We start from the raw sequence: 25144 nt of genomic DNA on the forward strand, positions 1-25144 counted from the left end.
AGTTGAGTACGACTGACTCAACTTTACCCCTCGGGCGGCTATTCCCGGAGGAGATGCTCCCGGTCCGAGCCGGCCAGCGCGAGCATCACAGTCGTGGCCAGCGGGCCCGGGCGAAGCAGAACAGCCCATAGGCGATGAGGCCGACCGCCACGAACGTCAGCAGCACGACTCCCGCCGGCAGCCCGACCAGCGACGTCAACGCCTCGTCGAGGCCGCCCGCCTGCCCGGGATCGTGCTGCACCGCAGCCACGATGAGCAGCACCCCGAACACGCCGAGCACGATGCCCTTCGCGATGTACCCGGCGATGCCGAGGCCCGTGACGACCCGGCCCGCAGTCCCTCCGGGTTGAGCGACGTTCTCGAGGAACGTCCGACTCCCTCCTCGGTAGACGAAGACGACGCCGACCGCGAAGACGGCGAGACCCACGACGACGAGCACCGCGACTCCGCCCGGCGCCGCCAGGACCTGGGCGCTCGCGCTCTCGGACGATTGCGACGAATTCGAGCTCCCCCCGGAGGCGAAGGTCAGCGCCGTCACGCCCAGCGCCGCGTAGACCACGGCCTTCGCCGCCTCCTTGAGCCTGGCGCCCCACGTCGCCATCGCGCTCGTGCGGCGAGGCACGAGGAACGCCTCCAGGAGCCCCCAGACGGCGAGCCCGAAGAGCCCCGCCGTGCACGTCCAGAGCACTGCGGCACCGCCGGGCTGCGCGGCAAGCGAGCCGAGGGCACCGCTCTGATCGGCCTCGCCTCCGCCGCCCCCCGCGACACCCAGCGCGATGAGGCCGATGACGACGTGGACGAGGCCGTTGGCGGCATAGCCGAATCGCGCGAGCGTGCGCACCGCGGTCGAGTCCTGGACATCATCGGCCGTGCGTTTCGCTCGGCTGCTGGTCGGAGTGTTCACAGGGCGGACCGTACGCGTTTCCACAGGGCTGCGCAGCCCCTTGCCGACGACATCGGTGCAGTGGAGGCGTTCGCTCGCGCGGACGACTCACGTCACTCGCGGTTGTGCACCGGTTATCCCCCGTTGTCCACAGAGTTGTCCACAGCTGTGGAGTGGCTAGAGCGCCTAGACGTCGATGGCGCGGACGAGCCCGTCCTGGATCCCGCCGAGCCAGTCGTAGACGCTCCGGATGGCCGCGCCCGCGTCGTCCGTCGGCTCGACGTCGTCGCTGTGCTCGATGCCGAGTCGCGCGGCCAGCGCCAAGCGCATGTCGGTCAACGCGCGGAGCCACGCGAGCGCCTGCGGAGGGTCGAGACGCACCGCTACCTCGCCCAGGCCCGCGAAGACGCCGCTGTGACCCGATCCGTCGCCGGAGTCGAGGGCGGCGGCGACAGCGCGGGCATCGTCCATCTTGCGCCCGGCGAGGTCCGGCGCCGTGAATCGGCGGAACTCGGCGGCAGCCTCGGGGTCGTCTCGGTACGCGTCGGGCAGGAGGCGCGCGAGCGCAGGATCCGCGAGCGCCTCCTCCGAGGACCCCCCGCGGTCGAGGAGCTCGAGCATCTCCCCCGCGAGGTGCCGGAGGATCCCCGCCTCCTCGCGATCGAAGCGGGCGACGGCGGCGCCCGACGAGTCACGCCGGAAGGCCCGCATCAGAGTCCGCCTCCGGAGACGGCCGCGCTCACGCGTCCGCCTTCTGCAGGGTCGCCCACAGGCCGTAGCCGTGCATCGCCTCCACGTGCCTCTCCATCTCTTCGCGATTGCCGGTCGCGACCACGGCGCGCCCCTCCGTGTGCACCTGCAACATGAGGCGCTCGGACTCGGCACGGCTGAAGCCGAAGTAGCTGCGGAACACGAAGGACACGTACGACATCAGGTTGACGGGGTCGTCCCAGACGAGCACGATCCACGGCATGTCGGCCGCCGAGCGGGTCACCAGCCGTTCGTCCGCACGTTCGATCGTGTCCGCCACTCCTCCAGCCTAGGTCGGCGGCGCGGTGTCGTGGCGTCGGAGGCGGAGGGCCGCCCGGGTCAGCCGGCCAACGGGGACAGCACCTCGCGGGCGAAGAAGTCGAGGTGATCGAGGTCGTGCAGATCCAGGAACTGGAGGTAGACGCGCTCGACGCCCGCGTCGCGGAGGGAGCCGAGGCGGTCCACCGTCTCCTGTACTCCGCCTGCGATGCCGTGTTCGCGGAGCTCGGCCGGCTCGCGCCCGACGGCCGAGGCGCGGCGCGTGAACTCGGCCTCGTCGTGTCCGCCGACCGCGACGAGCGCCACGGAGTGCACGAGCGAGGAGGGCTCGCGGCCGATGGCCCGGCAGGCGTCATCGACACGGTCGAATGCCGCGGGAATCGCGTCGAACTCGGGGAAGGGAAGGTTGAACTCGCTCGCGAAGCGGGCGGCGAGAGCGGGCGTCCGCTTCGGGCCGCCTCCACCCACGATGATCGGCAGGGGGAGGCGCGCCGGCTTGGGCAGGGCAGGCGAGTCGGTGAGCGTGTAGTGCTCGCCCGCGAACGAGTAGCGCTCGCCGACCGGGGTCGACCAGAGGCCGGTGACGATCTCGAGCTGCTCCTCGAGCAGATCGAAACGCCGCGGCGGGAACGGGATGCCGGCGGCCGCGTGCTCCTGCTCGAACCAGCCGGTGCCGAGGCCCAGCTCCGCACGGCCGCCGGACATCGCGTCGACTTGCGCGACCTGGATCGCGAGGATTCCCGGCTGGCGGTAGGTGACGGAGGAGACGAGGGTGCCGAGCGCGATCCGCGTGGTCTCGCGCGCGAGGCCCGCGAGGCTCGTCCACGCGTCGGAGGGCCCGACTCCGGGATCGCCCTCGCCCATGCGGAGGTAGTGATCGGAGCGGAAGAACCCGTCGTAGCCGAGAGATTCGGTGGCCTGGGCGACGGCGAGGAGATCGTCGTAGCTCGCGCCCTGTTGGGGTTCGGTGAAGACTCTGAACTGCACCCGACCAGCCTCGCGCACACGCTGGGCTCGCGCGAGCCCCCGGGTGCGGAGCGGGCTCAGCTGGGCGAGGGGACGACCGGATGCTCCGGCGGGTCCTGCTCATCGCCGAGGCGAGCGTCGGCGCCCTCGTCCAGGGCCTCGTCGAGTGCCTCCGGGTCGTCGACCTCAGCCGGATCCTCTGGCGGCACAGGCAGAGAGTCGACGTCGGGTCGCGTGGTGTCGGTGACGTTCTCGGGGGCGTCGAAGCCGAAGCTGCTCATGGTTGCCTCTCCGCGGCGCGCCGGGGAGGCGGCGCCGCTGGGGGCAGCCTAGGTCGCGCTGTCGGAGCAGTCACGGCCTTGACGCATGAGCGAACGCACACGGGAGAAGAGGCGACCGGCAGTCTCCGGAGGCGCCGGCGTCCTAGAGTGTGCGACGACGGGGAGGGGCCGGGATGGCGATCAAGCCCGAGGGCGACTACGGCATCGATGCACCGTGGGTGCCGTGGATGTGGGTCGGCTACACCGTCCTCTACGCCGCGCTCACCGCGGCGGCGGCGACCCTCTGGAACGACGAGTGGTGGGTGGTCGCGCTCTTCGCCCTGCTCACCGTCGTGTTCGCAGCGGCGGCGGCGCTCTACTGGTATGTCTCCCTCCGCGGCAAGTTCGTCCTCTGGGATCGACTCCTGTCCACTGTCGCGCTGCCCTCCGGGGCCAGAGTGCTCGACCTCGGATGCGGACACGGGATGGTCTCGATCATGACGGCGCTGCGCTCACCCGAGAGCACCGTCACCGGCATCGATCTCTGGCGGTCCATCGACCAGTCCGGCAACACACCGGATGCCGCCCGCAGCAATGCCGAACTGAACGGCGTGGGCGATCGCGTGCGCTTCGACACCGGCGACATGACAAAGCTGCCGTACCCCGACGGCTCCTTCGACCTCGTCACCGCGAGCGTCTCGATCCACAACATCCGCAGCAGGGAGGGGCGACGCACCGCGATCGCCGAGGCGGCCCGCGTGCTCGCCCCCGGAGGCCGCATCGTCGCCGCCGACATCCGGCGGACCACGGAGTACGCCGACGACCTCCGCTCGGCGGGATTCGCCGTCACGACCCTCCCGCTCGGCTGGCGCGGCTGGTGGAGCGGACCGTGGATGAGCACGACCGCCGTCAGCGCAGCGATGCCGAGCCGCCCGGCCTGAGGTCACGCCCCCGTCGGTCGGCGGGAGGCGCTCAGTGCACGTACTCGAGGAGGTCGACGCCGAGGGTGCGCATGCCCTCGAGGACCGAGAGGCGGTAGCGGAGACTCGCGTCGTCGAACTGGGTGAGCAACGCGTACGAGACGCTCGCGCGGGGGCCGCGCAGCACCCCCGCCTCCGCTCGGATGCCCACGTCGACGCCGACCGTGTTGACGACGAGCACCCCGTGGTCGGGCGCGCGGTGGGCCAACGGGTCGAGGCCGAAGGCGGAGGCGACCATCGACTGATCGGTGTTGAGCGACAGCCAGCCGATCACACGAGAACTCACCGCGGAGTCGACGATCTCGCCATTGGCGAGCGTCGCCAGCAGCCAGGTCAGTTCACGCGCCGAGCCGATCGAGAGCTGCGGCGCATCGTCGGGGCCGCGCTCGTCGCGGACGACGTCGAGCAGGGCGGTGCGGGAGAGGCCGAGCGCCTCCGCCCGCTCGCGCACGGCGTCGAGGCCGACGCGACGGAGGAGGACGTTGGTGGCCAGAGAGTCGCTCGTCGCGCCGACCAGTGCCGCGAGGTCGGCGATGGGCATCGACGGCACCTGGAGGTGTTGCCAGAGCCCGGAGCCGCTCACCGCGTCCGCGGCGGTGCGGTCGACGAGGCGCAGGTTCTCTTGAGGTTCGGCTGCGAGCCGTGCGGCGACCTCGATGAGCAGGACGATCGTGCCGATCGACGCGGTCGGCATCGAGACGGAGTCGTCGACGGCGAACAGGATGCGACCGGTCGCGAGGTCGACGGCGCGGGCCGAGACCACGACTCCGTCGAGAGCCAGCCGGCCGAGAGCGTCGAAGCCGCGCTGGAAGTTGTCGTGCTCGTTCGCTCCCTTGTGGCGCCCCCGGCGGGCACGTCGGTTCTCACGGCGGGTCGTGTGGGTGGGGATCACTGCGATTGCGGCCCCTCTACGGGTGATGGAACGGTTGTGCTGGGGGGACCGAGGTCCCTCGACGCGCCGGAGGGACGCGCGATGAGCGAACGAACCCGAGGCGACGGTCGGCTCTCGCTGCCCGGGGGAACTCGTCCGCGGTGCGGTGAGCAGTGTCGACGGCGACTACCAGATGACGACGCGATCGCTCGGCGGGAGCCAGAGGGAGTCGCCTTCGGTGACGTCAAAAGTAGCGTAGAACGCGTCGATGTTGCGGACGATCTGGTTGCAGCGGAACTCAGCCGGAGCGTGCGGATCGATCGCGAGCAGACGGATCGTCTCTTCGTCGCGGGACGTCTGCTGCCACGCCTGTGCCCACGAGAGGAAGAAGCGCTGCGCGCCGGTCAGCCCGTCGATCACGGCCGGCTCGCGACCCTCGAGCGAGAGGAGGTAGGCCTTCCACGCGATGCCGAGACCGCCGAGATCGCCGATGTTCTCGCCGATCGTGAGCGCGCCGTTGACGTGGTGGCCGGGCGTCGTGGCCGGGGCGAGTGCGTCGTACTGCGCGATGAGCGCCTTAGTGCGCTCCTCGAAGGCGGCACGGTCGTCTGCGGTCCACCAGTCGGTGAGGCGGCCGTCGCCGTCGAAGCGCGAGCCCTGGTCGTCGAAGCCGTGGCCGATCTCGTGGCCGATCACCGCGCCGATGGCGCCGTAGTTGGCGGCATCGTCGCGGTTCTCGTCGAAGAAGGGGTACTGCAGGATCGCCGCGGGGAACACGATCTCGTTGAAACCGGGGTTGTAGTACGCGTTGATGGTCTGCGGAGTCATGAACCACTCGTCGCGGTCGAGCGGACGCCCGATCTTGCCGAGCTCGCGGTCGAACTCGAACGCGGCCACGCGACGGGAGTTGCCCACCAGATCGGTCGGGTCGATCGACAGGGCGGAGTAGTCGCGCCAGCGGACGGGATAGCCGATCTTGGGCGTGAACATGGCGAGCTTCTCGAGAGCGCGCTCACGGGTCGCCGCCCCCATCCACTCGAGGTCGACGATCGAGCGGCGATAGGCCTCGATGAGGTTGGCCACCAGAACATCCATCGCCGATTTGGCACTCTCGGGGAAGTGCCGGGCCACATAGGTGCGGCCCACCGCCTCGCCGAGCGAGCCCTCGACGAGCGAGACGCCGCGCTTCCAGCGCTCGCGCTTCTGCGGGGTGCCGGTGAGGGTGCGGCCGTAGAAGTCGAAGTTGGCGTCGACGAACTCGCTCGAGAGATAGGCGGCGGACCCTCGGACGACCTGCCACGCGAGCCAGTCGCGCCAGGCCGGGAGGCGCTCGTCGGTCAGCAGCCCCGCGAGACCCTCGATGAAGCTCGGCTGGCGCACGACGACCTCGGCGAGCGCCCCCTCCGGAGCACCCATCGCCGTGAGCCAGACGCCCAGATCGATGCCCGCGGCGAGCTCCTCGACCTCGGCCCACGTGCGCAGGTTGTAGGTGGCCTGGCTGTCGCGACTGCGGACCTTGTCCCAGTGCGCCGCCGCGATCTCGGTCTCGAGGGCCATGACGCGTTCGGCTCGCGCCTCGGCGGAGTCGAGGCCCGCGAGGCCGAGCATGCGTGCGACGAAGGGCGTGTAGGCCTCGCGCACCGAGGCGAACTCCTCCTCGCGGTAGTAGCTCTCGTCGGGCAGACCCAAGCCGCCCTGGTTGACGAAGACGAGGTAGCGCTCGGGGCTGCCCGGGTCGTTGTCGACGAAGAGGCCGACGAGCCCGGGCACGCCCGAGCGCTCGAACTCGCCGACCGCCCGCAGCAGGCCCGGGATGGAGTCGACGCGGTGCACCGCGGCGAGGTCGTCGGCGATCGGCGCGGCACCGAGTTCCTCGGCACGCGCCTCGTCCATGAAGGAGGCGTAGAGGTCGCCGAACAGACGCCCCTCGGTGCCATCCTCGGCCGTCTGCGCCTCGACGATGATGTCGCGCACGGCCTTCTCGGCCTCCTCCTGGAGGACATGGAAGGAGCCATAGCGCGCCTTGTCGGCGGGGATCTCGGTGCGATCGATCCACAGGCCGTTGACGTGGCGGTAGAGATCGTCCTGCGGGCGCGTCGCGGGGTCGAGTTCGGAGAGGTCGATACCGGAGCGAGGCGTCGTCGAGGTCATGGCGGACAGCCTACGACCGGGCACCGACACGGAGCCTCCGACGAGGGAAGGATGTCGCCGCGCACGCCCGGATCACGGAAGGGGGCGTGCGCGACGAGCCTCGGCTCAGCGTCCGAGCTGTTCCTCGACGAAGCGGCGGATCGGCGTGGTCGAGTGCCCGATCAAGCGCGCGAGCGAGCCATCGGTCTCGCCGAGCAGGCCCTCGGCGATGTTGGTGTCGAGGCCGACGACGAAGCCGACCGCGCCCTCCGGGACGCCCGCCTCGGCGAGGAGGCGCGCATGCTCCTCCGCGGACACGTGCGTGATGGCGGTCTCGCGCCCCGCGACCTCGCCGACCAGCGCGGCGAGCTCGTCGACGCTCCATGCCGCGTCGCCCGAGAGCTCGTGCACCGTGCCCACGAGGGAGGCGTCGGCCAGGGCGATCGCGGCGGCCTCGGCGTAGTCGGCGCGCGCTGCACTCGACACGCGACCCTCACCGGCGCTAGAGAGCGTGGTGCCGGTGGCGGCGAGCTCAGCGACCGTCTGCGCGTAGTTCTCGTTGTACCAGCCGTTGCGGAGGATCGTGGCGGGGACGCCCGCGGCGGCGATCGCCTCCTCCGTGGCCTTGTGGTCGGGGGCCAGCAGCAACGGGCTGGTCGTCGCCTTCGGGGCGCTGGTGTAGACCAGGCGGGCGCCGGCACGAGCGATCGCCTCGATCACGGCCGTGTGCTGAGCGACGCGCTTGCCCACCTCCGACCCCGAGACCAAGAGGACCGCCTCGGCGCCGGCGAAGGCCGCGTCGAGCGAGGCCGGGTCGTCGAAGTCGGCGACTGCGGTGTGGACTCCGAGCTCGGCGAGCCCGGCGAGCTTCGCGGCGTCGCGACCGGTGGCGACGAGGTCGGAGGCGGAGATGCCGCGGGAGAGCAGGTGGTCGAGGGCGAGGCGGCCGAGGTGGCCGGTGGCTCCGGTGACGACGAGGGTCATGAGGGTCCTTCCGTGCAGGTGCGGCGGGCTCTGCGCCGCCGTGGGGTGCAACCGAGGCGTGCCGGGGATGCTTCCCTCGCGAGGGCCCGAAAGCCGACGCACGGGCTTCGACGCCGCCCGTCCGGCGAGTTCACTGCATCCTCGTCCGCGGCGTCCAGGAAGGCGTACAGTCCGACTATGAGTGCACAGACCAGAACGACACCGGTCATCGCCGGCGGGCACGTCGCACCACAACTCCCTCTTGTCCTCTCCCCGACGACGACCGCGAACGGGCGCGATAGCGGCCCTCTCGCGGCGAAGGAGGCGCGTCGCTTCGTCCAGTTCTGGAAGTCCTACGACGCGGACCCCGTCTCACGCACCGCGTGGGCGGATGCCGCCCACCGGGCGTGGCTGGACCCGGGGATTGGTCGCCGTGACGTACCGGACGTCGATCGGTGGAACGACGAGGGCGGCGCGGACCCGGAGTGACGCCTGCGACCGGAGGCGTGGCGTCGTCACGATGTCGGATGACGGTCGAGGAAGTCGGTCGTGTGTGAGACCGAGAAGGCGCTCAGCGCGCTCTGCGCCAGCGCGAGTTCCTCTTCGTCCAGCCGCTGCCTCGCGGAGGCGGACGGCATGTATTTGCCGAGGAACATCGCCCGCAGCGAGGTGAGCCTCACGCGCCATCGCCAGCCCGACACCGCGCTCACTAGGACGACTCCCGATCGGCTCAATTCCTTGTTCCGGTGCAGGGGGCTCGTCCGGTAGTAGGTGCAGGCTCCCGCGCCCAGTCGTCGCACGCGCATTCCCCACCGATAGCCGAGTTTCGCGGACCTCAGCAAGATGAACGGATCGAGGCGCGCGGCGAGCTCGATGACACGAGGATGCGTCTGGCCGTGCAGGTCTCGCTCCCTCACCGCACCCTGATCGATGAGAGCCGCGATGTCATTGAGCCGGTTGACCAACTGGATCGCGCTGCTCACTCCCTCGTCCGTCATGCTGTGCCCCTCGTCGAGGAAGTCGTTCAACCGCCCCGTGCACGTCGTGGATCGCGGAATAGGGAAAGCGGCGTAGACCTCCCGGGCGAGCGCCCGGAAGTCCGGGTCGCGGAGCTCCTCGATCACGCGGAGCAACGACTCGCTCCGCCGCTGCAGGACGACTCGACGCAGGCTGAGGACCGCGACGGGGACGGTGACGATGACGCTCGCGGAGCTGAGGATCCCCAAGACCTGGGCGATGGTCGTCAACGTCGGGTCCGCCTCGACGGCCGAGACCACCGACGTGAGTATCTGCTGGTGCATGGCCCCCCAAGCTGGAGCGACGGATCGCCGGACGACGATCGACCTCACCGCCGGGTGTCGCGACACCAGATCCTGGCATCCGCGGCGTGGCGGCGCCAGTCCCGTCAGCCAGGTCACCCTCGCCTTCGTGTGAAAACGTTCACATTCCGTTTAGGGGGACGTCTCCGGCGAGTGACATCTCGGTCCCCTCCGCCTGTTTTCCTCGGTCGCACCCTCTGCCTGCGACCGAAGGACTCCCATGTCAGACACCGCCCGTCGTCCGCTCCTCCTCCCCATGGCGGGGCACGTGCGCGGCAAGCGCAGCCCCGTCACCTGCGCCCTCAAGTGCGCGAACGCGTGCTCGACCGCGACCTGCAACACCTCGCACAACGGCTACTTCCGCGACATCGTCTCGTCGCAGCTCTCGCGCCGCAGCGCGCTCGGCCTGGGCCTCGCCGGCGCGGTCACCGTCGCCGTGGCGTCGGCGGGAGGCGCGCCCACGGCGGAGGCGGCCGTCGCGGGAGCCGCGCCCGGCGCCTCCCCGCTCGCCTTCACCCCGATCGCCCCGGTCCCCTACACGGTCGACGAGTTCACCGTCCCGCAGGGCTTCGCCTGGCGCCCGATCATCCGTTGGGGCGACCCCCTCTTCGCCGACAGCCCCTCCTTCGACATCGAGAACCAGACAGAGGCGGCGCAGGCCGCGCAATTCGGCTACAACAACGACTACACCGACATCGTCGAGATCCCCGGCTCGAAGCGCCTGCGTGCGCTGCTCGTGGTCAACCACGAGTACACCAACGAGAACATCATGTTTCCGGCGGCGCAGCTGGAGTCGGAGCCGGAGCGAGTCCGGGCCGTCGCCCGCGCCGCCCACGGACTCAGCGTGGTCGAGCTCGTCCGCACCGCCGTCGACCGCCCCTGGTCGTACGTGCGCGGCGGCCAGCACAACCGGCGCTACCTCATCGACACGCCCTACGAGATCACGGGTGCTGCGGCGGGATCCGAGCTGGTGAAGACCGTGGCCGACCCCGAGGGTCGGACCGTCCTCGGCACGCTCGGCAACTGCTCCGGAGGCACCACCCCGTGGGGCACGATCCTCTCGGGCGAGGAGAACTTCAACGGCTACTTCCGCGCCACTGCGACCAGCGCGGCGGAGAAGCGCTACGGACTCGCCGACGCCGCCACCTCCCGCGAGTGGGAGCTCGACGACCCCCGTTTCGACGCCCGCACCGCGGGCTACGAGAACGAGCCCAACCGCTTCGGCTGGATCGTCGAGTTCGATCCCTTCGACCCCACGTCGACTCCCAAGAAGCACACCGCCCTCGGCCGCCTCAAGCACGAGGGCGCCAACGTCATCATCGCTCCGGACGGCCGCGTGGTCGCCTACCAGGGCGACGACGAGCGCTTCGACTACCTCTACAAGTTCGTCTCGAAGAAGCGCTACATCGAGGGCGACCGTGCGCACAACAAGACACTGCTCGAGGAGGGTGACCTCTACGTCGCGGCGTTCACCGGCGACTCCCCCGTCGCCGAGATCACCGGGACCGGCGCGGTCCCCTCCGACGGCGGCTTCGACGGCATCGGCGAATGGCTGCCGCTCGTCGTGGGCGGCGTCTCGGCCATCGCCGGGATGAGCGTCGCGGAGGTGCTCGTGCACACCCGCATGGCGGCCGACATCGCCGGCGCGACCAAGATGGACCGCTGCGAAGACGTGCAGCCGAGCCTCGTCAGCGGACGGATCTACGTAGCCTGCACCAACAACTCCAGCCGCGGCACCGCGGGCAAGGAGGGGCCGACCGAGATCAACCCGCGTACCGAGAACCGCGACGGGCACATCGTCGAGATCATCGAGGACGGAGGCGACCAGACGGGCCGGACCTTCACCTGGAACCTGGTCATGCTCTGCGGCGACCAGGCACAGGGTGACGCGGTCTACTTCTCGGGATTCCCGGCCGACAAGGTCTCGCCGATCTCGTGCCCGGACAACCTGGCCTTCGACTCCGTCGGCAACCTCTGGATCTCGACCGACGGTGCGCCCAGCGGCATCGGCTACAACGATGGCCTGTTCAAGGTGACTCTGGACGGCCCCGATCGCGGCAACGTCCAGCAGTTCCTCTCCGTACCCCGCGACGCCGAGACGTGCGGCCCGATCGTCCACGACCTCGACCAGCACGTCTTCGTCGCCGTGCAGCACCCGGGCGAGGAGGGCACCTTCGAGGAGCCGCACTCGTACTTCCCCGACTTCGCGGCCTCGGGAGCGATCGCGGCCGGAACGGTGGCGGCACCGCGTCCGGCGATCGTGCAGATCCTGCCGGCGTCGCAGCTCGTCGAGCCCACCCCCACCCCGACGGTCGGCCCGACGACGACGCCGACCGCCACTCCGACGGCGACGCCGACCGCCTCGCCCACCGCAGGTCCGACGGCGACGCCGACCGGCACTCCGACGGCTGCGCCCACGTCGACTCCGACGGGCACCGCCGTACCCCTGCCGACCGGTGGGAGCGGCGGCCCGCTGGCGTCGACGGGCGTCGAGACGGTGGGCGTCGTGGCGGGAGCGGCAGCCTTGCTCGCCGCCGGCGCGAGCGCCCTCGGCTTCGGTGCGCGCCGACGTGCGGCCGACAAGCGCTCGGAGGCCGAGCCCGAGGCCTGATGCGGCCGGGCGGCGGAGCGGACCCTCCGTCGCCCCTCCGGTCGTGCGCTAGGTTGATCGCGATGTCGACCCTCAGGAGCCGCGAGTCGGCGCTCATCGTCGGCGTGCAGCGCGCGCCGCTGACGCGCCCTCTCCTCCCCGTGGCCCGTGGGCTGAGCCTCTTCGGCGAGCACGCCGCGGGCTGGCTGCTCCTCGGGGTGATCGGGGCCCTCGTCGATCCGTCGCGGTGTGGGGCGTGGGCGCTCTGCGACGTCGCGATCGTGGTGGCGCACGGGCTGTCGATCGTGGTCAAGCGTCTCGTGCGCCGTCCCCGCCCCGCCGGCGAGGGGGTGGAGGTGCGCGGCACGGCCCCGAGCAAGCTCAGCTTCCCGAGTTCGCACGCCTCGTCGACCACCGCCGCCGCGATCGTGTTCGCGGTGATGCTGCCGATGCTGTGGCCCGTCGCGGTGATCGTCGTGGTGGTGATGCTGCTCTCGCGGCTCGCGCTCGGCATGCACTTCCCGACAGATGTGCTCGCCGGCGCGGTGCTCGGCGCCCTGTCGGCGGTGGCGGTTCTGCCGCTGCTGCCGCTCGTGTCGTCCTAGAGCGTGTTGCTAAACACATTTCGGTGGTTCGCGGGTGTGTCGCGTGATGTGATTTCCGATGAGGCCTGGGCTGTGATCGGTCCGTTGTTCCCGGGGGTGAATTCGACCGGTCGGCCGCCGGTGGATCGTTGCTCGGTCGTTGAGGCGACGGCGTGGCGGTTTCGCACGGGAGCGTCGTGGCGTGATGTGCCGGAGCAGTTCGGGAACTGGAACACGATCTACAAGAACGTCAACCGCTGGGCCGACCAGGGCGTCTGGGCGCAGGTGCTGGAGAGAGTGCAGTCTCCTGCGCAGCAGTCCGGCGACCTGGACGGGGTCGCATCGATCGATTCCACGATTGTGCGCGTGCATCAGCACGGCGCGACCCTCCCGTGGGTCACGGGGGGCTCTGCAGAATGACAAGAAATTCGGTGACGAGCCACCCGATCATACGATCGGCCGTTCCCGTGGCGGGTTGACGACGACTTCGGTCACGACCAACGCGACCGTTACCGCGGTCGTCACGTCGTCGAGCGATGTTTCAACACGCTCAAGCAATGGCGCGGCATCGCGATGAGATCAGACAAACTCGCCCGCAACTACCACGTGGGTCTTTGCCGTGCCGCGACCCTGCACTGGCGTATCAGCAGTCCCAGGGCCCCTGCTATCCCCGCTCAATCAACGTGACCCGAGCGGGGCCGTCACGGAAAGGCGGGCTCGTCGCATCGGCTTCAACCATGTGCGCCGTTACCTCGTGGGCCGAGAGCGCGTCGTGCGATGACCACCACTCGAGGATGACGAAGCGATCCTTATCGCCAACGACAGGATGCAGCTCGTAGCTCAAGCAACCGGCCTCGGCTCGCACAAGAGGAGCAATCCGATTGAAAAGCTTAACCTGTTCGTTCGCGAGGCCCGCCTGCACCCGGACCGAGACGATGACACCAACTGACTTGTCCACACTGAAATCCTCAGGGCCATCTGGTTCGCGTTGGAGCCTTCACCCACCAGGATACGTAAGGCGGTTTAGCAACACGCCCTAGTGGAGGTGCTTCGTCAGCGGACGCCACACGCGCCGACTGCAGCAACCGGTACGACAGCGCCGCAGGGCTCAGAGTGTTCGCGGTCAGATTGAAGGGCTACACCAGCCCCACGCAGATCGTGGTGCGGATGCACGCCGACGTTGATGAGGCCCGTCCCGCGCGCGAAGCGCTCACGGCGCATTCGAGGCCGAGTCGCGGCAAGGGTGATGCGCCGTCATCCAGGGCCGTACAGGGGACCGCGGCAATTGCAGCCGGGACCGCGAAGGCCGAGGCCGGGGAGGGGCCGATACGGCAGCATCCCATTAAAAATGCAATCCGATTGTAGAAGGAGCCGATGACTTAGTGGCTTCCGCCCGATATCCTTGAGTTCCGGTTTTCACATCCGGGCCCGGGATGCCGTCGGGGTCAGGCGGAAATTGGGACGTCTGTTTTGGAGTTAGGTGCATGAGACGAAGAAGAGAAAGGAACTTTTGCCAACAGGCTTTGACCAGGCGCATTACCACCTCGCTTTCTCGTGGAGAATTATAAATCCACGCTACCCTGCTGAAGATTTCAGGTGAATGGAGTTGGGTAATCTCTTCCATGCGGCCGCCTCAGAGCAAGCGCCGCACCGAGGCCCAGGCGGTGAGCTCGTAGCGCGACGAGAGCTGGAGCTTGCGGAGCACCGCGGACACGTGGGACTCGACGGTCTTGACCGAGATGAAGAGCTCGGCAGCAGCCTCCTTGTAGGCGTAGCCGCGCGCGATGAGCCTCATCACCTCCCGCTCGCGGGCCGAAAGGCGGTCGAGTTCGTCGACCGACTCCGCTTGTTCGCCCGAGAGGGCACCGAACGCGTCGAGGACGAAGCCGGCCAGACGGGGCGAGAAGACAGCGTCGCCTCCGGCTACCGCGAGCACCGCACGGCTGACCTCGGCGCCCGAACTGGCCTTGGTGATGTAGCCACGGGCGCCGGCACGGATCACACCGACGACGTCCTCGGCGGCGTCGGAGACGCTGAGCGCCAGGAAGCGCACCGCGTCGAGGAGCGCAGCGCTGCGCCGGAGCACCTCGGCACCGCCTCCGCCTGCGCCGCCCGGCAGGTGCACGTCGAGCAGCACGACGTCAGGTCTCAGGGCGACGACGAGCTCGACAGCCGCGTCGACATCGGCCGCCTCACCCACGACGTCGAGCTCGGGGGAGAGATCGGTGCGGAGCCCCGAGCGGAAGATCGAATGGTCGTCGACCAGCACGACGCGGATCACCTCTGCGCCTCTGCCGGAAGCCGCACGTGCACCTCGGTACCCGAGCCGCCCGCCCCTGGCCTGACCGTCGCGCTGCCACCCGCGCGGGCCATCCGCCCGATGATCGACTCCCGGATGCCGAGACGCTCGCCGGGCACCGCACCCAGATCGACGCCGGGGCCGCGGTCGTGGACGAAGACGTCGACCCCGGCGGCGGAGGACTCCAGATAGACCGACACCTCGCCTCCCGCGTGTCGCGCGGCGTTGAGCATCGCCTCCCGGGTCGCGGCGAGCACGGAGGCGGCACCCGGCACCGACGCGCCCACCGCGACCACGTCGAGCTGCGCCGGGTAGTCGAGCTCGATCGCCGCGGCGATGGCGCGGACCTCGGCCGCCAGGTCGTTCGCAACGGGCACGTCGCGCTCGAAGAGCCAGTCACGCAGCTCCCGTTCTTGAGCGCGTGCGATGCGGGCGACCTCGCTCGAGGCTCCCGCGCGGTTCTGGATGAGCGCGAGCGTCTGCAGCACCGAGTCGTGAAGATGGGCGGCGATCTCGGCGCGCTGCTCCTCGCGCACGCGTGCGGCACGTTCGCCCATCAACTCGGTCCACAGCGTCAGGATGCGGGGCGCGGCGAGCACGCCCGCGGCGATCAGCAGCACCCCGACGGCGAGGACGGCATTGATCGCGCTCGGCCGCGCCGCCAGCACAGCGGCTCCGGCGACGACGAGTGCCGCGCAGGAGGCGAGACGCACGAAGGAGGAGGAGCGCGCGGACCGCGACGGATCCCCGCGATCGGGACCGAGACTCCAGGCAACGGCTCCGCCGGAGAACAGCGCGGCGGCCGCGAGCGCGCGGGTGACGTCTCCGTCGTCGCCACGACGCAAGGCCAGGGCGACCGCGATCGCCGCGCCTCCCGCGGCGACGGCGAGGAGGGCGGCGACGGGGACTCGTCGGCGCACGCCCGGCTCCTCGTGGACGTCACGGAGAGGGACGAAGGCCCAGAGCCACAGGTAGAGGAGCGCCCCGCCGCCACCCAGAGCGGTCGCGACCACCGCGAAGAAGCGGATCGACCCCGGGGCGCGACCCAGATGCTCGGCGAGCGCCGCACACACGCCACCGAGGACGACCCTGCGGGGTCGACGCAGCGGCGGACGGACCGCTGTGCTCGAGAGGGAGGGAGTGCTCACTGCAGCATCCAAACAGGTCGCCGGGGTCGCCGGGGTGTGAGTCAGGGTCGGATCAGGGGTTCCCCCGATGGTCGACGGCGGTGGAGGAGCGGGACACTCTCACCATGACAGCAACGAGCACGCCCGAGGCAGCCGACCCAGGGCCTTCGACACCGGACCCGAGCGACACCGGCCCCGCCGACCCCAACCGGGCCGCCGCGCCCGAGAACCGCTTCCTGCTCTGGCTCCGGTCGCTCGACCTGTCGCGCCGGCCCGGGTGGATCGGTGGCGTCTGCGCAGGCGTCGCCGAGCGTCTGGGCATCGATCCGCTCATCGTCCGCGGCGTCTTCGTGGTGGTCGCTGTGCTCGGCGGCCCGGCGTTCCTCTTCTACGCCGCCGCATGGCTGCTGCTGCCCGACGACGAGGGCATCCTTCCGATCGAACAACTCCTCAGGAGGCGCCTGGACCGCGTGCACGCCGGCATCGGCGTGCTGGTGCTCGCGTCGATGCTTCCCGTCGCGCAGGGGTTCTGGTCGCTCGGTGGCGCCTTCACCGGGGCGGCGCCCTGGGTCCCCGCCACTGGCCGGGCCCTGTGGACGGCGGTCGTGCTGGGCCTCATCGTCGTGTTCGTGGTCTGGATCGCCCGCCGAGCGGGTCGGGCCGAGCGCACTCCTCCGCCCGGCCAGAGCCCCGCGACCGATGCCGCCTCGGGCGGAACGCCGTCGAGCGCAGCGCCCCTCCTCCCCCCGCAGCGCCCGACCGAGTTGCGGCCGACCTCCCCCGAAGAGCTCACCGTGTGGCGGGAGCGTCAGGAGACATGGAAGGCCGAGCGGGAGGCGTTCCGCGCCCAGGAGATCGCTACCGCACGCGCGACAGCGCAGGCGCGAGCTGAGGAGGCGCGTGCGCGGGCCCACGCGATCACTGCGGCCCGTCTCGAGCGCCGGCGCCTCCGCCGCGAGGCGAACCCTCGGCTCCGAGCGGGCGCGACCCTACTCGCGCTGGGGGCCTCCGCTCTCGCCGGTGCCCTTGTCTCGCTCACCGCCTCGGGATCGACCTCGGTCGTCGTCGGTTTCAGCGTTGCGACACTCGTGCTCGCCGTCGCGATCGTCGCCGCCGGGGTCCTCCGCCGACGCGCGATCCTGCTCATCGCGGTCTCGGTGGTGACGGTGCTGACAGCATCGACCGCTTCGCTGCTGCCGCCCGACCGTCAGCTGCTGCCCCCGGGCGGCTCGTCGACGCTCTCGAGCGCCTCCCCCGGCAACTACGCGATGCTCGCGGGCACTCTGCAGATCACGGTCAATCCGAAGCAGGGCGGTTCCCTCGACGTCTGGCAGGGAGGGGGCCACATCACCATCACGGCGCAAAAGGGTGCCGCCGTTCGCGTCGAGTCGACGATGGCGAACGGCTCTATCTGGGTCATCAGGCACACACCGAACGGCGATGTCGCGGAGGAGCCGCAGGGCGTTGTCTACAGTCGCGACTCCACGAGCTGGTCTCAGACTTTCGGCACTCCCGATGCCGAGCCCTTCGTGGTGCGGGTCGCTCAGGGACACGGGTCGATCGGCGTCTACGACACCAGCGGAGCCGACACGACGACCGACTCCACCCCGCGGGGCGCGGACGTCCGCACGACGCGCTCCACCGCCGAGACGCCGATCAGCACGGAGGCAGGACGATGACCACACCGACCACGACTACAGAACGTCCCCGGGTCCGCTGGGGCGCCATCATCTGGGGGCTGGTCCAGGTCGCCGTCGCGATCCTCCTGCTGCTGATCGCCACCGACCCGGGGCTTCGGCGCATCGTCGTCGATGGCGCGCTCTCGCTCCAGCCCGCGGGGTTCGCCGCGATCGCGATCGCCGCCCTCGGCACCGTCGCCCTGCTGATCGGGCTGGTCAGGGTGCTCCACCGCAGGTGACGCGCGATACCGGCCGAGGGGGCCTGTCAGCGACCATGTCGCAGGACAGGGCCCCTCGGCGCGCTGGCTCACGACGGAGCCGGCTCAGCCCGTCGTCCGCGTCAGGATCGCGACGATGAACAGCGCCGCCCACAGACCGCCGCACACCAGAAGTCGCACGTTCCCGAGCACGATGTCCTCGGGAGTCGACGCCCGCCCCCGCTCGATGTCGAGCGCATACAGGAACAGCGCAGCGCCGAACGGCAGCACCGAGGCCATCGACAGCAGCGAGTTCTCGCCGTTGATGAACAGCGCCCACAGCGCATAGGAGATCATCGTCAGCGACGCCGCGACGGACCAGACGAAGCGCAGGTATCCCGGCGTATACACCGCGAGAGTCGTCCGGGTGTGGCTGTCCTCGCGCCCCTCGCTCTCCAGCTTCTCGGAGTAGCGCTTGCCGGCCACCATGAACAGCGAGCCCGACGAGACGGCGAGCAGGAACCACTGCGTCAGCGGGATGTCCGCGACCGCCGCGCCGGAGATCGCGCGCAGCACGAATCCGCCGGCCACGATCAGGATGTCGAGCACCGGCTCGTGCTTGAGCCAGATGCAGTACGAGACCTGCATCACGAGGTACGCGGCGAGCGTGAGCGCGAACCACGTGTATCCGGCGAGGAAGGTCACGAGCATCGGCACGACCATCAGCACGAGGGAGGCGACCCACGCGACGCGCAGGGGCAGGTCGCCCGAGGCGATGGCCCGGAAGCGCTTCGTCGGGTGCAGGCGATCGGACTCGATGTCGAGGAGGTCGTTGAGCAGGTATCCACCCGAGGAGGCGAGGCTGAACGCGACCACCGCGAGGAGGCTGGCGAGGAGAATCGGCGGTTCGACGATGCGGGCCGAGGCAACGGGAGCGGCGAGCACGAGGACGTTCTTCAGCCACTGTCGGGGACGCATGGCGGCGATCAGCGCGCGAGCGGTATTCACGGCGTCTCCCCCTTTGGAGAACAGGGCCGGCGGGGCGGCCGATCGGTTAGGTCACGGTGTCGCGGGGCCAACCTACAATCAGGGGGAACGTGCCGGATCCGCGCCGTTCCAGCGATCGACACCCTGGGGGAGGCTCGGATGCGAACCGCCTCCCTGTACGTTTTCTTCGCGATCCTTGCAACGGCGGTCAACCTGGGCACCCAGATGCTCGCCGAACTCGTGCTGAGCGGCGGCTGGGCGACCCCGATCGCCGTGCTCTGCGGCACCCTGACGGGGGTGATCACGAAGTACGTCCTCGACAAGCGCTACATCTTCCGGCACGAGACGATGAATGCAGCACACGGCATCAAGACCTTCGTCCTCTACGGCGTGATGAGCGGCGTGACGACCCTCGTCTTCTGGGGCTTCGAGTTCGGTTTCGAGGCCCTGTTCGGCACCGACCTCGCCCGCTACACGGGGGCGGTGATCGGCTTGGCCATCGGCTACGCCGCCAAGTACTTCCTCGACAAGAACATCACCTTCCAAGGCCCCCGAGAGGAGCCCGCATGACCGTCGCCGTCTCGTCGTGGGGGCTGCTCTCGCATGATCGGCACCGGGTCGTCGCCATCACGAGCGCCGAGCAGGCGCAGACCGAGCTGGCCCGCGGCGAGGGAGGCGTGGCCCGCGGCGCGGGCCGCAGTTACGGGGATGTCGCGCTCAACGGCGGCGGGGCGCTCTGGGACTTCAGCGGATTCGACCGGCTGCTGGGGTTCGAGGAGGAGACAGGGGTACTCCGCGCCGAGCCGGGCGTCCTCCTCAAGGACATCCAGGCCGTCTTCGCCCCCCGCGGCTGGATGCTGCCCGTCACCCCGGGCACCAAGAACGTGACGCTCGCCGGCGCGATCGCAAACGACGTGCACGGCAAGAACCACTCCTCCGCGGGCACGTTCGGACGGCATCTGGTGTCGTTCACGCTCATGCGCAGCGACGGCTCGTCGTCGCGCTGCACACCGACCGAGAACGTCGCGCTGTTCGAGGCGACGGTCGGCGGCCTCGGACTCACCGGCCTGATCGTCGAGGTCGAGCTGGCGCTCGCGCGTGTTCCCGGGCCGTGGCTCGTGACCGAGGACGTGCCCTTCGCGTCGCTCGAGCAGTACCTCGCGCTCGTCGACGAGTCGAGGGACGTCTTCGAGCACACGGTCGCGTGGATCGACGTGACCACGGGAGGCGGCCGGCGCGGCGTGTACTCGCGCGGCGACTCGACCGCCGCTCCCGAGCTGCACGTGACCCGCGGGCGCAGCGTACGCGTGCCGTTCGAGTTCCCGCTCTCGGTGGTCAACCGGGCGACGCTGCCGCTGCTCAACCGCGCGTACTACCGGCTGAAGGCGAGCCGCGCCGGCCGCTCGGTGCAGCACTACGAGCAGTTCTACTACCCGCTCGACGCGATCGAGGGCTGGAACGGCATGTACGGCCCGCGCGGCTTCTACCAGTACCAGAGCACGGTGCCGTGGGAGGGGGCGCTCGAGGTCACGCGTTCGATGCTCGCGACGATCGCCGCCTCGGGCACCGGCTCGTTCCTCGGGGTACTCAAGTCCTTCGGCGAGCTGGAGTCTCCGGGACTGTTGAGCTTCCCCGCGCCGGGCGTGTGCTTCGCGCTCGACTTCCCCCGCACCTCCGCCGCGCTCCCACTGTTCGAGCGCCTCGACGAGCTCGTGCTCGCCGTCGGCGGTCGTCTCTACCCCGCCAAGGACGCGCGCATGTCGCGCGAGATGTTCGAGGCCGGCTACCCGCGCCTCGCCGATTTCACCGCCCAGCGCGACCCGGGAATCTCCTCCGGCTTCTCGCGCCGAGTACTCGGGAGCTGACATGACCACTGGAACCCCCTCGAAGATCGTCGTGGTCGGAGCGACCTCGGCCATCGCCGAGCGCACGTTGCGGCTCTGGCTCGGCACCGGAGCCCGCTCCGCGCTGCTGGTCGGGCGCGACTCCGCCCGGCTTGAGGCGCTCGCGACCGACCTGCGGGTGCGCTACCCCGCCGCCGATCTCGCCATCGAGGCCGTCGACCTCACCGATCCGGCCGCGATCGCCTCCGTGGTCGCCTCCTCGCTGACGGGCGGGGCACCCGACACCGTGCTGATCGCGCACGGCGCGATGACGAGCCAGGAGGAGGCGTCCGCCGACCTCGCCGTCGCCCGCGACGTGCTCGTGGTCACCGGAGTCTCGGTGGCGCTGTGGATGGAGGCGTACGCGAACGCGCTCGTCTCGGGCACCATCGGCGTGATCGGCTCGGTCGCCGGCGACCGCGGCCGCAAGACCAACTACGTCTACGGCTCCGCGAAGGGGCTCGTCGAGCGTTTCGCGCAGGGGCTCCAGCACCGCCTCGCCGGCTCTCGGCTCTCGGTCGTGCTGATCAAGCCGGGACCGACCGACACTCCGATGACCGCCCACCTCAAGCAGTCCGGCGCCTCACTCGCGTCGGTGGAGTCGGTGGCGAAGGACGTCGCTGCGGCCCTCTCGAGCGGCAGGCCCGTCGCCTACACCCCCGCGAAGTGGCGCGTCATCATGACGGTGATCACGCTGCTCCCAGCGCCTGTCTTCAACCGCCTCAACATCTGAGACGCTGGCTGCGCGCCCCGCGGAGCGCCCGGCACCGAAGAGTGCGAAGAGCGATGCTCTTCATCGGATCCAGATAAAGCGGCATTGACCTTGTCACAATGCTCCAATGGCGAAGGAGCAGGACGAGTCAGGAATCGGGACCCGCGGAGGTGAGCACCTCGCTGTCGATGAAGTCCAACAGCTCCCGCGATCCCTTCACCGGCCCGGGCTTGAGTTCTTGAGTCGGACCGCTGTCGAGCAGTTCCGCGCGCAAGAAGTACTCGACGCCGCGGGGCGGCGCTATGAGCCAACACCGCCACGCCACGCCGTCCTCGTCGGCAGCCGGTGACTTGTTGTCGCACGTCGCGGAGAAGTCGCCCTCAGTCATCGGGAGGGGGACGCGAATGTGGGTCGTCGCATCGTACGCGGTGACCGCCAGCGAATAGGACCGGTCCTCGAATCCGTAGAGCTTGGCGTGGACGATGACGACGAGTCCGCGCTCCGGTGGGTTCGATTTCTCCTCGTCGGCCGCAGGGACGATCCCTTGCACGCCCTCGTATTCCCCGTAGTGCACGCCTTGAGCGATCGCGATGCGATCGAGTTCGGCGCCGAGCTTCTCGCGCGGAGCAAGCTGTGGCGCCACGATGAAAAGGGCGGCAGCGACGGCTGTTATCGCGCCGGCCAACGCGACGACGGCTCCCAGAAGGGCCTTGCCGATTGTGCGAACACGGCTCAACACGGTCACGTCCGAGGCACTCTCGCGCCGAGTGGGCCGCCGGCCGGTCCATCGCTCCGCGCTGGAGGCGCGCAGTCGTCGAGGTGAAGTCGGTCGTTCATGGGCCACGGGGAGAGCGTGCCATCCGCGAGCCCGCTTCGGGAACCCCTCCGCGACACCGGATGAACGACCTGCCGGAGCCCGCGATCAGCCGGAGGTGCCGAGCTTGCAGGTCTGAATGGTCCAGCCGACGAAGGCGATGTAGTTCGGGTCGGTGGCCGCCTCCTGGGCGACGGAGGCGAACCGCGGGTCGCTCCCGACCTCGGCGACGGCGCTGTCCGACGGGAACTGCTGGAGCACCTCGACCGTCGCGTCGGCGCTGTCGGCGAACGCCTCCGCACCCGCCGCCACCTCGCTGGGGGCTCCGGACAGCGGGAGAAGCGCGCGGGTCGCAGCGGCCTGCGCCTGCGTCGCGGTGATGTCGTCGGCGACCGAGCCGCTCTTCGCGGCGGCAGACGCGCGAGTGGCATCACAGTACGCGTCGTAGCCGGCCGCCCCTGCGGAGGCGCTGGGCGCCTCGGACGCGGTGGGAGCGGTCGAGGCGGTGGTCGCCCCCGGAGCGCTCGACCCGCTGCCGGAGTCGTCGCCCGCCGATGTGCAGCCGGCGAGGCCCACGCAGAGCAGCGAGGCTGCTCCGATCATCACGAATCGCGGTCCCCGCGTTCCTCGCACTTGTCCCTCCAGCGCACGCTCGACAATCATCCGACTCCCCCTCCACGGCTCACGTCGCCGCCCGGCGACCCCATAAGTGCCTTCCACTGTACTCAGGGAGCTCTCCGCGATCTCCTCGCCCATCCAGTGCGCGTCGTCGAAGAACTGCGTCGGACTGCAGACGCCGGCCGACGATCGCAGAGACCCACCCGACGTCGGGAGTCACGATGGCGCGGCTGGGTGCTTTGGTCGACGCGTCGACCGGGTCATCGCCGCCGAGCGCGGTACGCCGACAAGGAGGTGCGACGCGCCACAGCGCGCCCTTTATGCGGGCGCGCCGATCGTGGACTCGTACTCCTCGGTGAGCCCGTGCGGCGTCTTCTCCCATTTGTGCGGGCTGAAGACGATCTGCCAGGCCGCGCGCCATGCCGCGATCGAGTGCAGCACCCAGTACACCGGGTTCAGGAGCGCGAAGGCGGCGATGCGCCAGTTGTAGCGCTTCCACGCCGCGATTCCCGACACCACGATCATCAGGGCATTCGAGAACAGCATGTTCGTGGTGCCCGCGATGATGAGCCACTCCGGGATGTCGAGCCCGATGAATTGCACCCCGATGTAGGTGACGATCGTGAAGCCCAGCACGAGCGGGTAGAGGAGGAACGCCACCGGCGTGCCCATGATGAGCGCCACGAGGCTCAGCGAACCCAGGATCCCGTTGACCCGGAACCAGCGGATCGGGTGCCGCGTGTTCACCCCCGCGGTCATCATGTAGCCCTTGATCCAGCGGGTGCGCTGACGGATCCACGCGGGAACCTCCGCGCACGCCTCCTCCCAGGTGTTCGAGTTGACGACGCCGACGCGGTAGCCGTGAGCGGCGACCCGCAGGCCCAGATCGGCGTCCTCGGTGACGTTGTACGGGTCCCACGCGCCCAGCTCCCGCAACACCCTCGTGTCGAAGTGGTTCGAGGTGCCGCCGAGCGGGATGGGGAGGTGCGACTGGTCGAGGCCAGGCAGCATCGCGCCGAACCAGTGCGCGTACTCGACCGCGAACATCCGGGTGAGCACGTTGTAGTCGGCGTTGAAGTAGCTCAGCGCGCCCTGGAGGCAGACGAGCTGCTTCTGCGACGGATCCACGTGCTCGCGCTCGAAGGCGTCGGCGCGGAACAGCCGCACGCACATGCGGAGCTGGTCGGGGTCGGGGCGGTCCTCGGCGTCGTAGATCACCACGAATTCGCCGCGGGCGAAGCTGAGGCCGTAATTGCACGCACGAGGCTTGGTCTGCGGGCCGCCGGGCGGCACGATGACCATGCGCACATACTCGGGCGGGTTCATCCTCCGCACCGCCGAGATGGTCTCGTCGTCGTCCGCCTCGAGCAGCACGAGCACCTCGAGCTTGGCCTGCGGATAGTCGAGGGCGCCGATGTTCACCAGCAGCTTGCTGATGATGTTCGCCTCTTTGTAGGCGGGGATGAGGATCGTGTAGACGGGCAGCTCCTCGTCGCCCATGCGGGGAGGCACCACGGGCAGGCCGCGCCGGCCGCGCTCGATCGACACCTCCTCCTCCCACGCACGCACCGAGCTCTGGTTGAGTGGGGCACGCAGCCCGGCGAGCGCCTTGAAGGCGATGTTCATCAAGAACAGGAGGTTCGCGGCAGCGAGCACGATCACGAACGTGATGCTGGGGGCGAGCACGGCCCCCACGATCACGATCGCCGCCACGACGAGCGGAGTGACCACCTGCCACCGCCGAAGGCCCGACTTCGCCGATTCGTCGCCGCTCCCGACGGCGAGGGAGTCGGCGGCCCCGAACAGCAGCGCCGCGCGGCAGGCGTTCTCGACGGCCTGGTAGATGTCCCAGTCGGTCGTGGTGCGCACGCCGACCACTGTGACGTCGAGGAGGGCGCGGGCCTCGGCGAGCATCTCCTCCGTCGGGGGCACGGAGGTGGCGATCACCCCGGTGCCGTCGGGCAGCACGCGCCAGGGCACCCAGCCCGCGCCGATGAGGGTTTCGGCGCCGATCCGGGCGAGCAGCTCGGCGGCAGGCGGCTCCTCGACGAGATCGAGCATCGGGGCGTCCCACTGTTCGGCGAGCGCCGCATACATCTCGCGGCGGGTGACAGCCTGGTCGATGATGAGGTGCCGACCGAGCAGGCCGCCCTCGCGCGCCTGGCGAGCGAGGGCCGTGTCGAGCTGCTCCTGCGTGACGAGGCCGCGGTCGAGGAGGATCTCGCCGACGCGCGCCGTTCGGGTGGTGCCCAT

26 protein-coding genes are annotated in these 25144 nt (G+C 70.0%); 10 read left to right on the forward strand and 16 right to left on the reverse strand.

Annotation, left to right across the window (positions count from 1 at the left end; all coding sequences use genetic code 11):
- Positions 1-85 precede the first annotated feature (85 nt).
- The 5 genes from ITJ45_RS00400 to ITJ45_RS00420 all read right to left on the reverse strand — a co-directional run bounded on the left by ITJ45_RS00400 (position 86) and on the right by ITJ45_RS00420 (position 3159).
- Positions 86-904: a DUF1206 domain-containing protein gene (locus tag ITJ45_RS00400; protein WP_194606878.1), complete on the reverse strand. Its 819-nt coding sequence runs from the start codon at positions 902-904 to the stop codon at positions 86-88.
- 165 nt (positions 905-1069) lie between these two features.
- Entirely contained in the window at positions 1070-1594 is a 525-nt protein-coding gene (locus tag ITJ45_RS00405) for a DUF2017 domain-containing protein (RefSeq protein ID WP_194606879.1), read from the reverse strand.
- 28 nt (positions 1595-1622) lie between these two features.
- A complete protein-coding gene (gene clpS, locus ITJ45_RS00410) occupies positions 1623-1856 on the reverse strand; it encodes an ATP-dependent Clp protease adapter ClpS (protein ID WP_194607676.1) in 234 nt (77 codons plus the stop codon).
- Positions 1857-1972: 116 nt separating this feature from the next.
- Positions 1973-2899, reverse strand: a complete 927-nt coding sequence (locus tag ITJ45_RS00415) for an LLM class F420-dependent oxidoreductase (RefSeq protein ID WP_194606880.1) — start codon at positions 2897-2899, stop codon at positions 1973-1975.
- A 56-nt stretch (positions 2900-2955) separates the two neighbouring features.
- A complete protein-coding gene (locus ITJ45_RS00420) occupies positions 2956-3159 on the reverse strand; it encodes a hypothetical protein (protein ID WP_194606881.1) in 204 nt (67 codons plus the stop codon).
- A 173-nt stretch (positions 3160-3332) separates the two neighbouring features.
- Between ITJ45_RS00420 and ITJ45_RS00425 the strand changes: the two genes are divergently transcribed.
- Entirely contained in the window at positions 3333-4079 is a 747-nt protein-coding gene (locus ITJ45_RS00425) for a class I SAM-dependent methyltransferase (protein ID WP_194606882.1), read from the forward strand.
- 31 nt (positions 4080-4110) lie between these two features.
- Here the strand turns inward: ITJ45_RS00425 and ITJ45_RS00430 are convergent, their stop codons facing one another.
- From ITJ45_RS00430 to ITJ45_RS00440, 3 genes are all read right to left on the reverse strand, one after another.
- Entirely contained in the window at positions 4111-5016 is a 906-nt protein-coding gene (locus ITJ45_RS00430; protein ID WP_194607677.1) for a serine hydrolase, read from the reverse strand.
- A gap of 159 nt (positions 5017-5175) precedes the next feature.
- Entirely contained in the window at positions 5176-7140 is a 1965-nt protein-coding gene (locus tag ITJ45_RS00435; RefSeq protein WP_194606883.1) for a M13 family metallopeptidase, read from the reverse strand.
- A 105-nt stretch (positions 7141-7245) separates the two neighbouring features.
- On the reverse strand, positions 7246-8103 hold the full coding sequence (locus ITJ45_RS00440; RefSeq protein WP_194606884.1) for an NmrA family NAD(P)-binding protein: 858 nt from the start codon (positions 8101-8103) through the stop codon (positions 7246-7248).
- Positions 8104-8280: 177 nt separating this feature from the next.
- Here ITJ45_RS00440 and ITJ45_RS00445 point away from each other — a divergent pair, with 177 nt between their 5' ends.
- On the forward strand, positions 8281-8571 hold the full coding sequence (locus tag ITJ45_RS00445) for a hypothetical protein (RefSeq protein WP_194606885.1): 291 nt from the start codon (positions 8281-8283) through the stop codon (positions 8569-8571).
- 26 nt (positions 8572-8597) lie between these two features.
- Here ITJ45_RS00445 and ITJ45_RS00450 read toward each other — a convergent pair whose 3' ends face one another.
- Complete coding sequence (locus ITJ45_RS00450; protein WP_194606886.1) at positions 8598-9383, reverse strand: hypothetical protein; 786 nt, start codon at positions 9381-9383, stop codon at positions 8598-8600.
- Positions 9384-9621: 238 nt separating this feature from the next.
- Here ITJ45_RS00450 and ITJ45_RS00455 point away from each other — a divergent pair, with 238 nt between their 5' ends.
- From ITJ45_RS00455 to ITJ45_RS13880, 3 genes are all read left to right on the forward strand, one after another.
- Complete coding sequence (locus ITJ45_RS00455) at positions 9622-12012, forward strand: PhoX family protein (RefSeq protein ID WP_194606887.1); 2391 nt, start codon at positions 9622-9624, stop codon at positions 12010-12012.
- 62 nt (positions 12013-12074) lie between these two features.
- On the forward strand, positions 12075-12596 hold the full coding sequence (locus tag ITJ45_RS00460) for a phosphatase PAP2 family protein (RefSeq protein WP_194606888.1): 522 nt from the start codon (positions 12075-12077) through the stop codon (positions 12594-12596).
- A 36-nt stretch (positions 12597-12632) separates the two neighbouring features.
- On the forward strand, positions 12633-12995 hold the full coding sequence (locus tag ITJ45_RS13880) for a transposase (protein ID WP_323742797.1): 363 nt from the start codon (positions 12633-12635) through the stop codon (positions 12993-12995).
- A gap of 244 nt (positions 12996-13239) precedes the next feature.
- Here the strand turns inward: ITJ45_RS13880 and ITJ45_RS00470 are convergent, their stop codons facing one another.
- The 3 genes from ITJ45_RS00470 to ITJ45_RS00480 form a co-directional block, all read right to left on the reverse strand.
- On the reverse strand, positions 13240-13533 hold the full coding sequence (locus tag ITJ45_RS00470; RefSeq protein ID WP_194606889.1) for a putative quinol monooxygenase: 294 nt from the start codon (positions 13531-13533) through the stop codon (positions 13240-13242).
- A 675-nt stretch (positions 13534-14208) separates the two neighbouring features.
- Positions 14209-14856 carry a LuxR C-terminal-related transcriptional regulator gene (locus ITJ45_RS00475; protein WP_194606890.1) on the reverse strand — a complete coding sequence of 216 codons (648 nt, stop codon included), beginning with the start codon at positions 14854-14856 and terminating at the stop codon, positions 14209-14211.
- Positions 14853-16022 carry a PspC domain-containing protein gene (locus ITJ45_RS00480; RefSeq protein WP_194606891.1) on the reverse strand — a complete coding sequence of 390 codons (1170 nt, stop codon included), beginning with the start codon at positions 16020-16022 and terminating at the stop codon, positions 14853-14855. Before ITJ45_RS00480 ends, ITJ45_RS00475 begins: the two co-directional genes overlap by 4 nt.
- A 104-nt stretch (positions 16023-16126) precedes the next feature.
- Between ITJ45_RS00480 and ITJ45_RS00485 the strand changes: the two genes are divergently transcribed.
- Together ITJ45_RS00485 and ITJ45_RS00490 are read left to right on the forward strand one after the other, a co-directional pair.
- Positions 16127-17680: a PspC domain-containing protein gene (locus ITJ45_RS00485; protein WP_194606892.1), complete on the forward strand. Its 1554-nt coding sequence runs from the start codon at positions 16127-16129 to the stop codon at positions 17678-17680.
- On the forward strand, positions 17677-17919 hold the full coding sequence (locus ITJ45_RS00490; protein ID WP_194606893.1) for a hypothetical protein: 243 nt from the start codon (positions 17677-17679) through the stop codon (positions 17917-17919). Before ITJ45_RS00485 ends, ITJ45_RS00490 begins: the two co-directional genes overlap by 4 nt.
- 84 nt (positions 17920-18003) lie before the next feature.
- Here the strand turns inward: ITJ45_RS00490 and ITJ45_RS00495 are convergent, their stop codons facing one another.
- Entirely contained in the window at positions 18004-18885 is an 882-nt protein-coding gene (locus tag ITJ45_RS00495; RefSeq protein ID WP_194606894.1) for a decaprenyl-phosphate phosphoribosyltransferase, read from the reverse strand.
- A gap of 138 nt (positions 18886-19023) precedes the next feature.
- Between ITJ45_RS00495 and ITJ45_RS00500 the strand changes: the two genes are divergently transcribed.
- The 3 genes from ITJ45_RS00500 to ITJ45_RS00510 are packed head-to-tail and all read left to right on the forward strand — an operon-like array spanning position 19024 to position 21480.
- Positions 19024-19434: a GtrA family protein gene (locus ITJ45_RS00500; protein ID WP_194606895.1), complete on the forward strand. Its 411-nt coding sequence runs from the start codon at positions 19024-19026 to the stop codon at positions 19432-19434.
- A complete protein-coding gene (locus ITJ45_RS00505) occupies positions 19431-20729 on the forward strand; it encodes an FAD-binding oxidoreductase (RefSeq protein WP_194606896.1) in 1299 nt (432 codons plus the stop codon). Before ITJ45_RS00500 ends, ITJ45_RS00505 begins: the two co-directional genes overlap by 4 nt.
- 1 nt (position 20730) lies before the next feature.
- Positions 20731-21480: an SDR family NAD(P)-dependent oxidoreductase gene (locus ITJ45_RS00510; protein ID WP_194606897.1), complete on the forward strand. Its 750-nt coding sequence runs from the start codon at positions 20731-20733 to the stop codon at positions 21478-21480.
- Between the two features lie 127 nt (positions 21481-21607).
- Here ITJ45_RS00510 and ITJ45_RS00515 read toward each other — a convergent pair whose 3' ends face one another.
- From ITJ45_RS00515 to ITJ45_RS00525, 3 genes are all read right to left on the reverse strand, one after another.
- Complete coding sequence (locus ITJ45_RS00515) at positions 21608-22204, reverse strand: hypothetical protein (RefSeq protein WP_194606898.1); 597 nt, start codon at positions 22202-22204, stop codon at positions 21608-21610.
- 177 nt (positions 22205-22381) lie between these two features.
- The gene (locus tag ITJ45_RS00520) at positions 22382-22936 is read right to left on the reverse strand and encodes a hypothetical protein (RefSeq protein ID WP_194606899.1); all 555 of its coding nucleotides are present in this window, start codon (positions 22934-22936) and stop codon (positions 22382-22384) included.
- Positions 22937-23209: 273 nt separating this feature from the next.
- Positions 23210-25144: a glycosyltransferase gene (locus ITJ45_RS00525; protein ID WP_194606900.1), complete on the reverse strand. Its 1935-nt coding sequence runs from the start codon at positions 25142-25144 to the stop codon at positions 23210-23212.

Source organism: Rathayibacter sp. VKM Ac-2879 (assembly GCF_015351245.1).
In the GTDB taxonomy this organism is placed as follows: domain Bacteria; phylum Actinomycetota; class Actinomycetes; order Actinomycetales; family Microbacteriaceae; genus Rathayibacter.

Coding starts and splice junctions, on each gene's coding strand:
- ITJ45_RS00405 (WP_194606879.1), bottom strand. CDS start 1,594: ATGCGGGCCTTCCGGCGTGACTCGTCGGGCGCCGCCGTCGCCCGCTTC.
- clpS (WP_194607676.1), bottom strand. CDS start 1,856: ATGCCGTGGATCGTGCTCGTCTGGGACGACCCCGTCAACCTGATGTCG.
- ITJ45_RS00420 (WP_194606881.1), bottom strand. CDS start 3,159: ATGAGCAGCTTCGGCTTCGACGCCCCCGAGAACGTCACCGACACCACG.
- ITJ45_RS00425 (WP_194606882.1), top strand. CDS start 3,333: ATGGCGATCAAGCCCGAGGGCGACTACGGCATCGATGCACCGTGGGTG.
- ITJ45_RS00435 (WP_194606883.1), bottom strand. CDS start 7,140: ATGACCTCGACGACGCCTCGCTCCGGTATCGACCTCTCCGAACTCGAC.
- ITJ45_RS00440 (WP_194606884.1), bottom strand. CDS start 8,103: ATGACCCTCGTCGTCACCGGAGCCACCGGCCACCTCGGCCGCCTCGCC.
- ITJ45_RS00445 (WP_194606885.1), top strand. CDS start 8,281: ATGAGTGCACAGACCAGAACGACACCGGTCATCGCCGGCGGGCACGTC.
- ITJ45_RS00450 (WP_194606886.1), bottom strand. CDS start 9,383: ATGCACCAGCAGATACTCACGTCGGTGGTCTCGGCCGTCGAGGCGGAC.
- ITJ45_RS00455 (WP_194606887.1), top strand. CDS start 9,622: ATGTCAGACACCGCCCGTCGTCCGCTCCTCCTCCCCATGGCGGGGCAC.
- ITJ45_RS00460 (WP_194606888.1), top strand. CDS start 12,075: ATGTCGACCCTCAGGAGCCGCGAGTCGGCGCTCATCGTCGGCGTGCAG.
- ITJ45_RS00485 (WP_194606892.1), top strand. CDS start 16,127: ATGACAGCAACGAGCACGCCCGAGGCAGCCGACCCAGGGCCTTCGACA.
- ITJ45_RS00490 (WP_194606893.1), top strand. CDS start 17,677: ATGACCACACCGACCACGACTACAGAACGTCCCCGGGTCCGCTGGGGC.
- ITJ45_RS00500 (WP_194606895.1), top strand. CDS start 19,024: ATGCGAACCGCCTCCCTGTACGTTTTCTTCGCGATCCTTGCAACGGCG.
- ITJ45_RS00505 (WP_194606896.1), top strand. CDS start 19,431: ATGACCGTCGCCGTCTCGTCGTGGGGGCTGCTCTCGCATGATCGGCAC.
- ITJ45_RS00510 (WP_194606897.1), top strand. CDS start 20,731: ATGACCACTGGAACCCCCTCGAAGATCGTCGTGGTCGGAGCGACCTCG.
- ITJ45_RS00520 (WP_194606899.1), bottom strand. CDS start 22,936: ATGATTGTCGAGCGTGCGCTGGAGGGACAAGTGCGAGGAACGCGGGGA.
- ITJ45_RS00525 (WP_194606900.1), bottom strand. CDS start 25,144: ATGGGCACCACCCGAACGGCGCGCGTCGGCGAGATCCTCCTCGACCGC.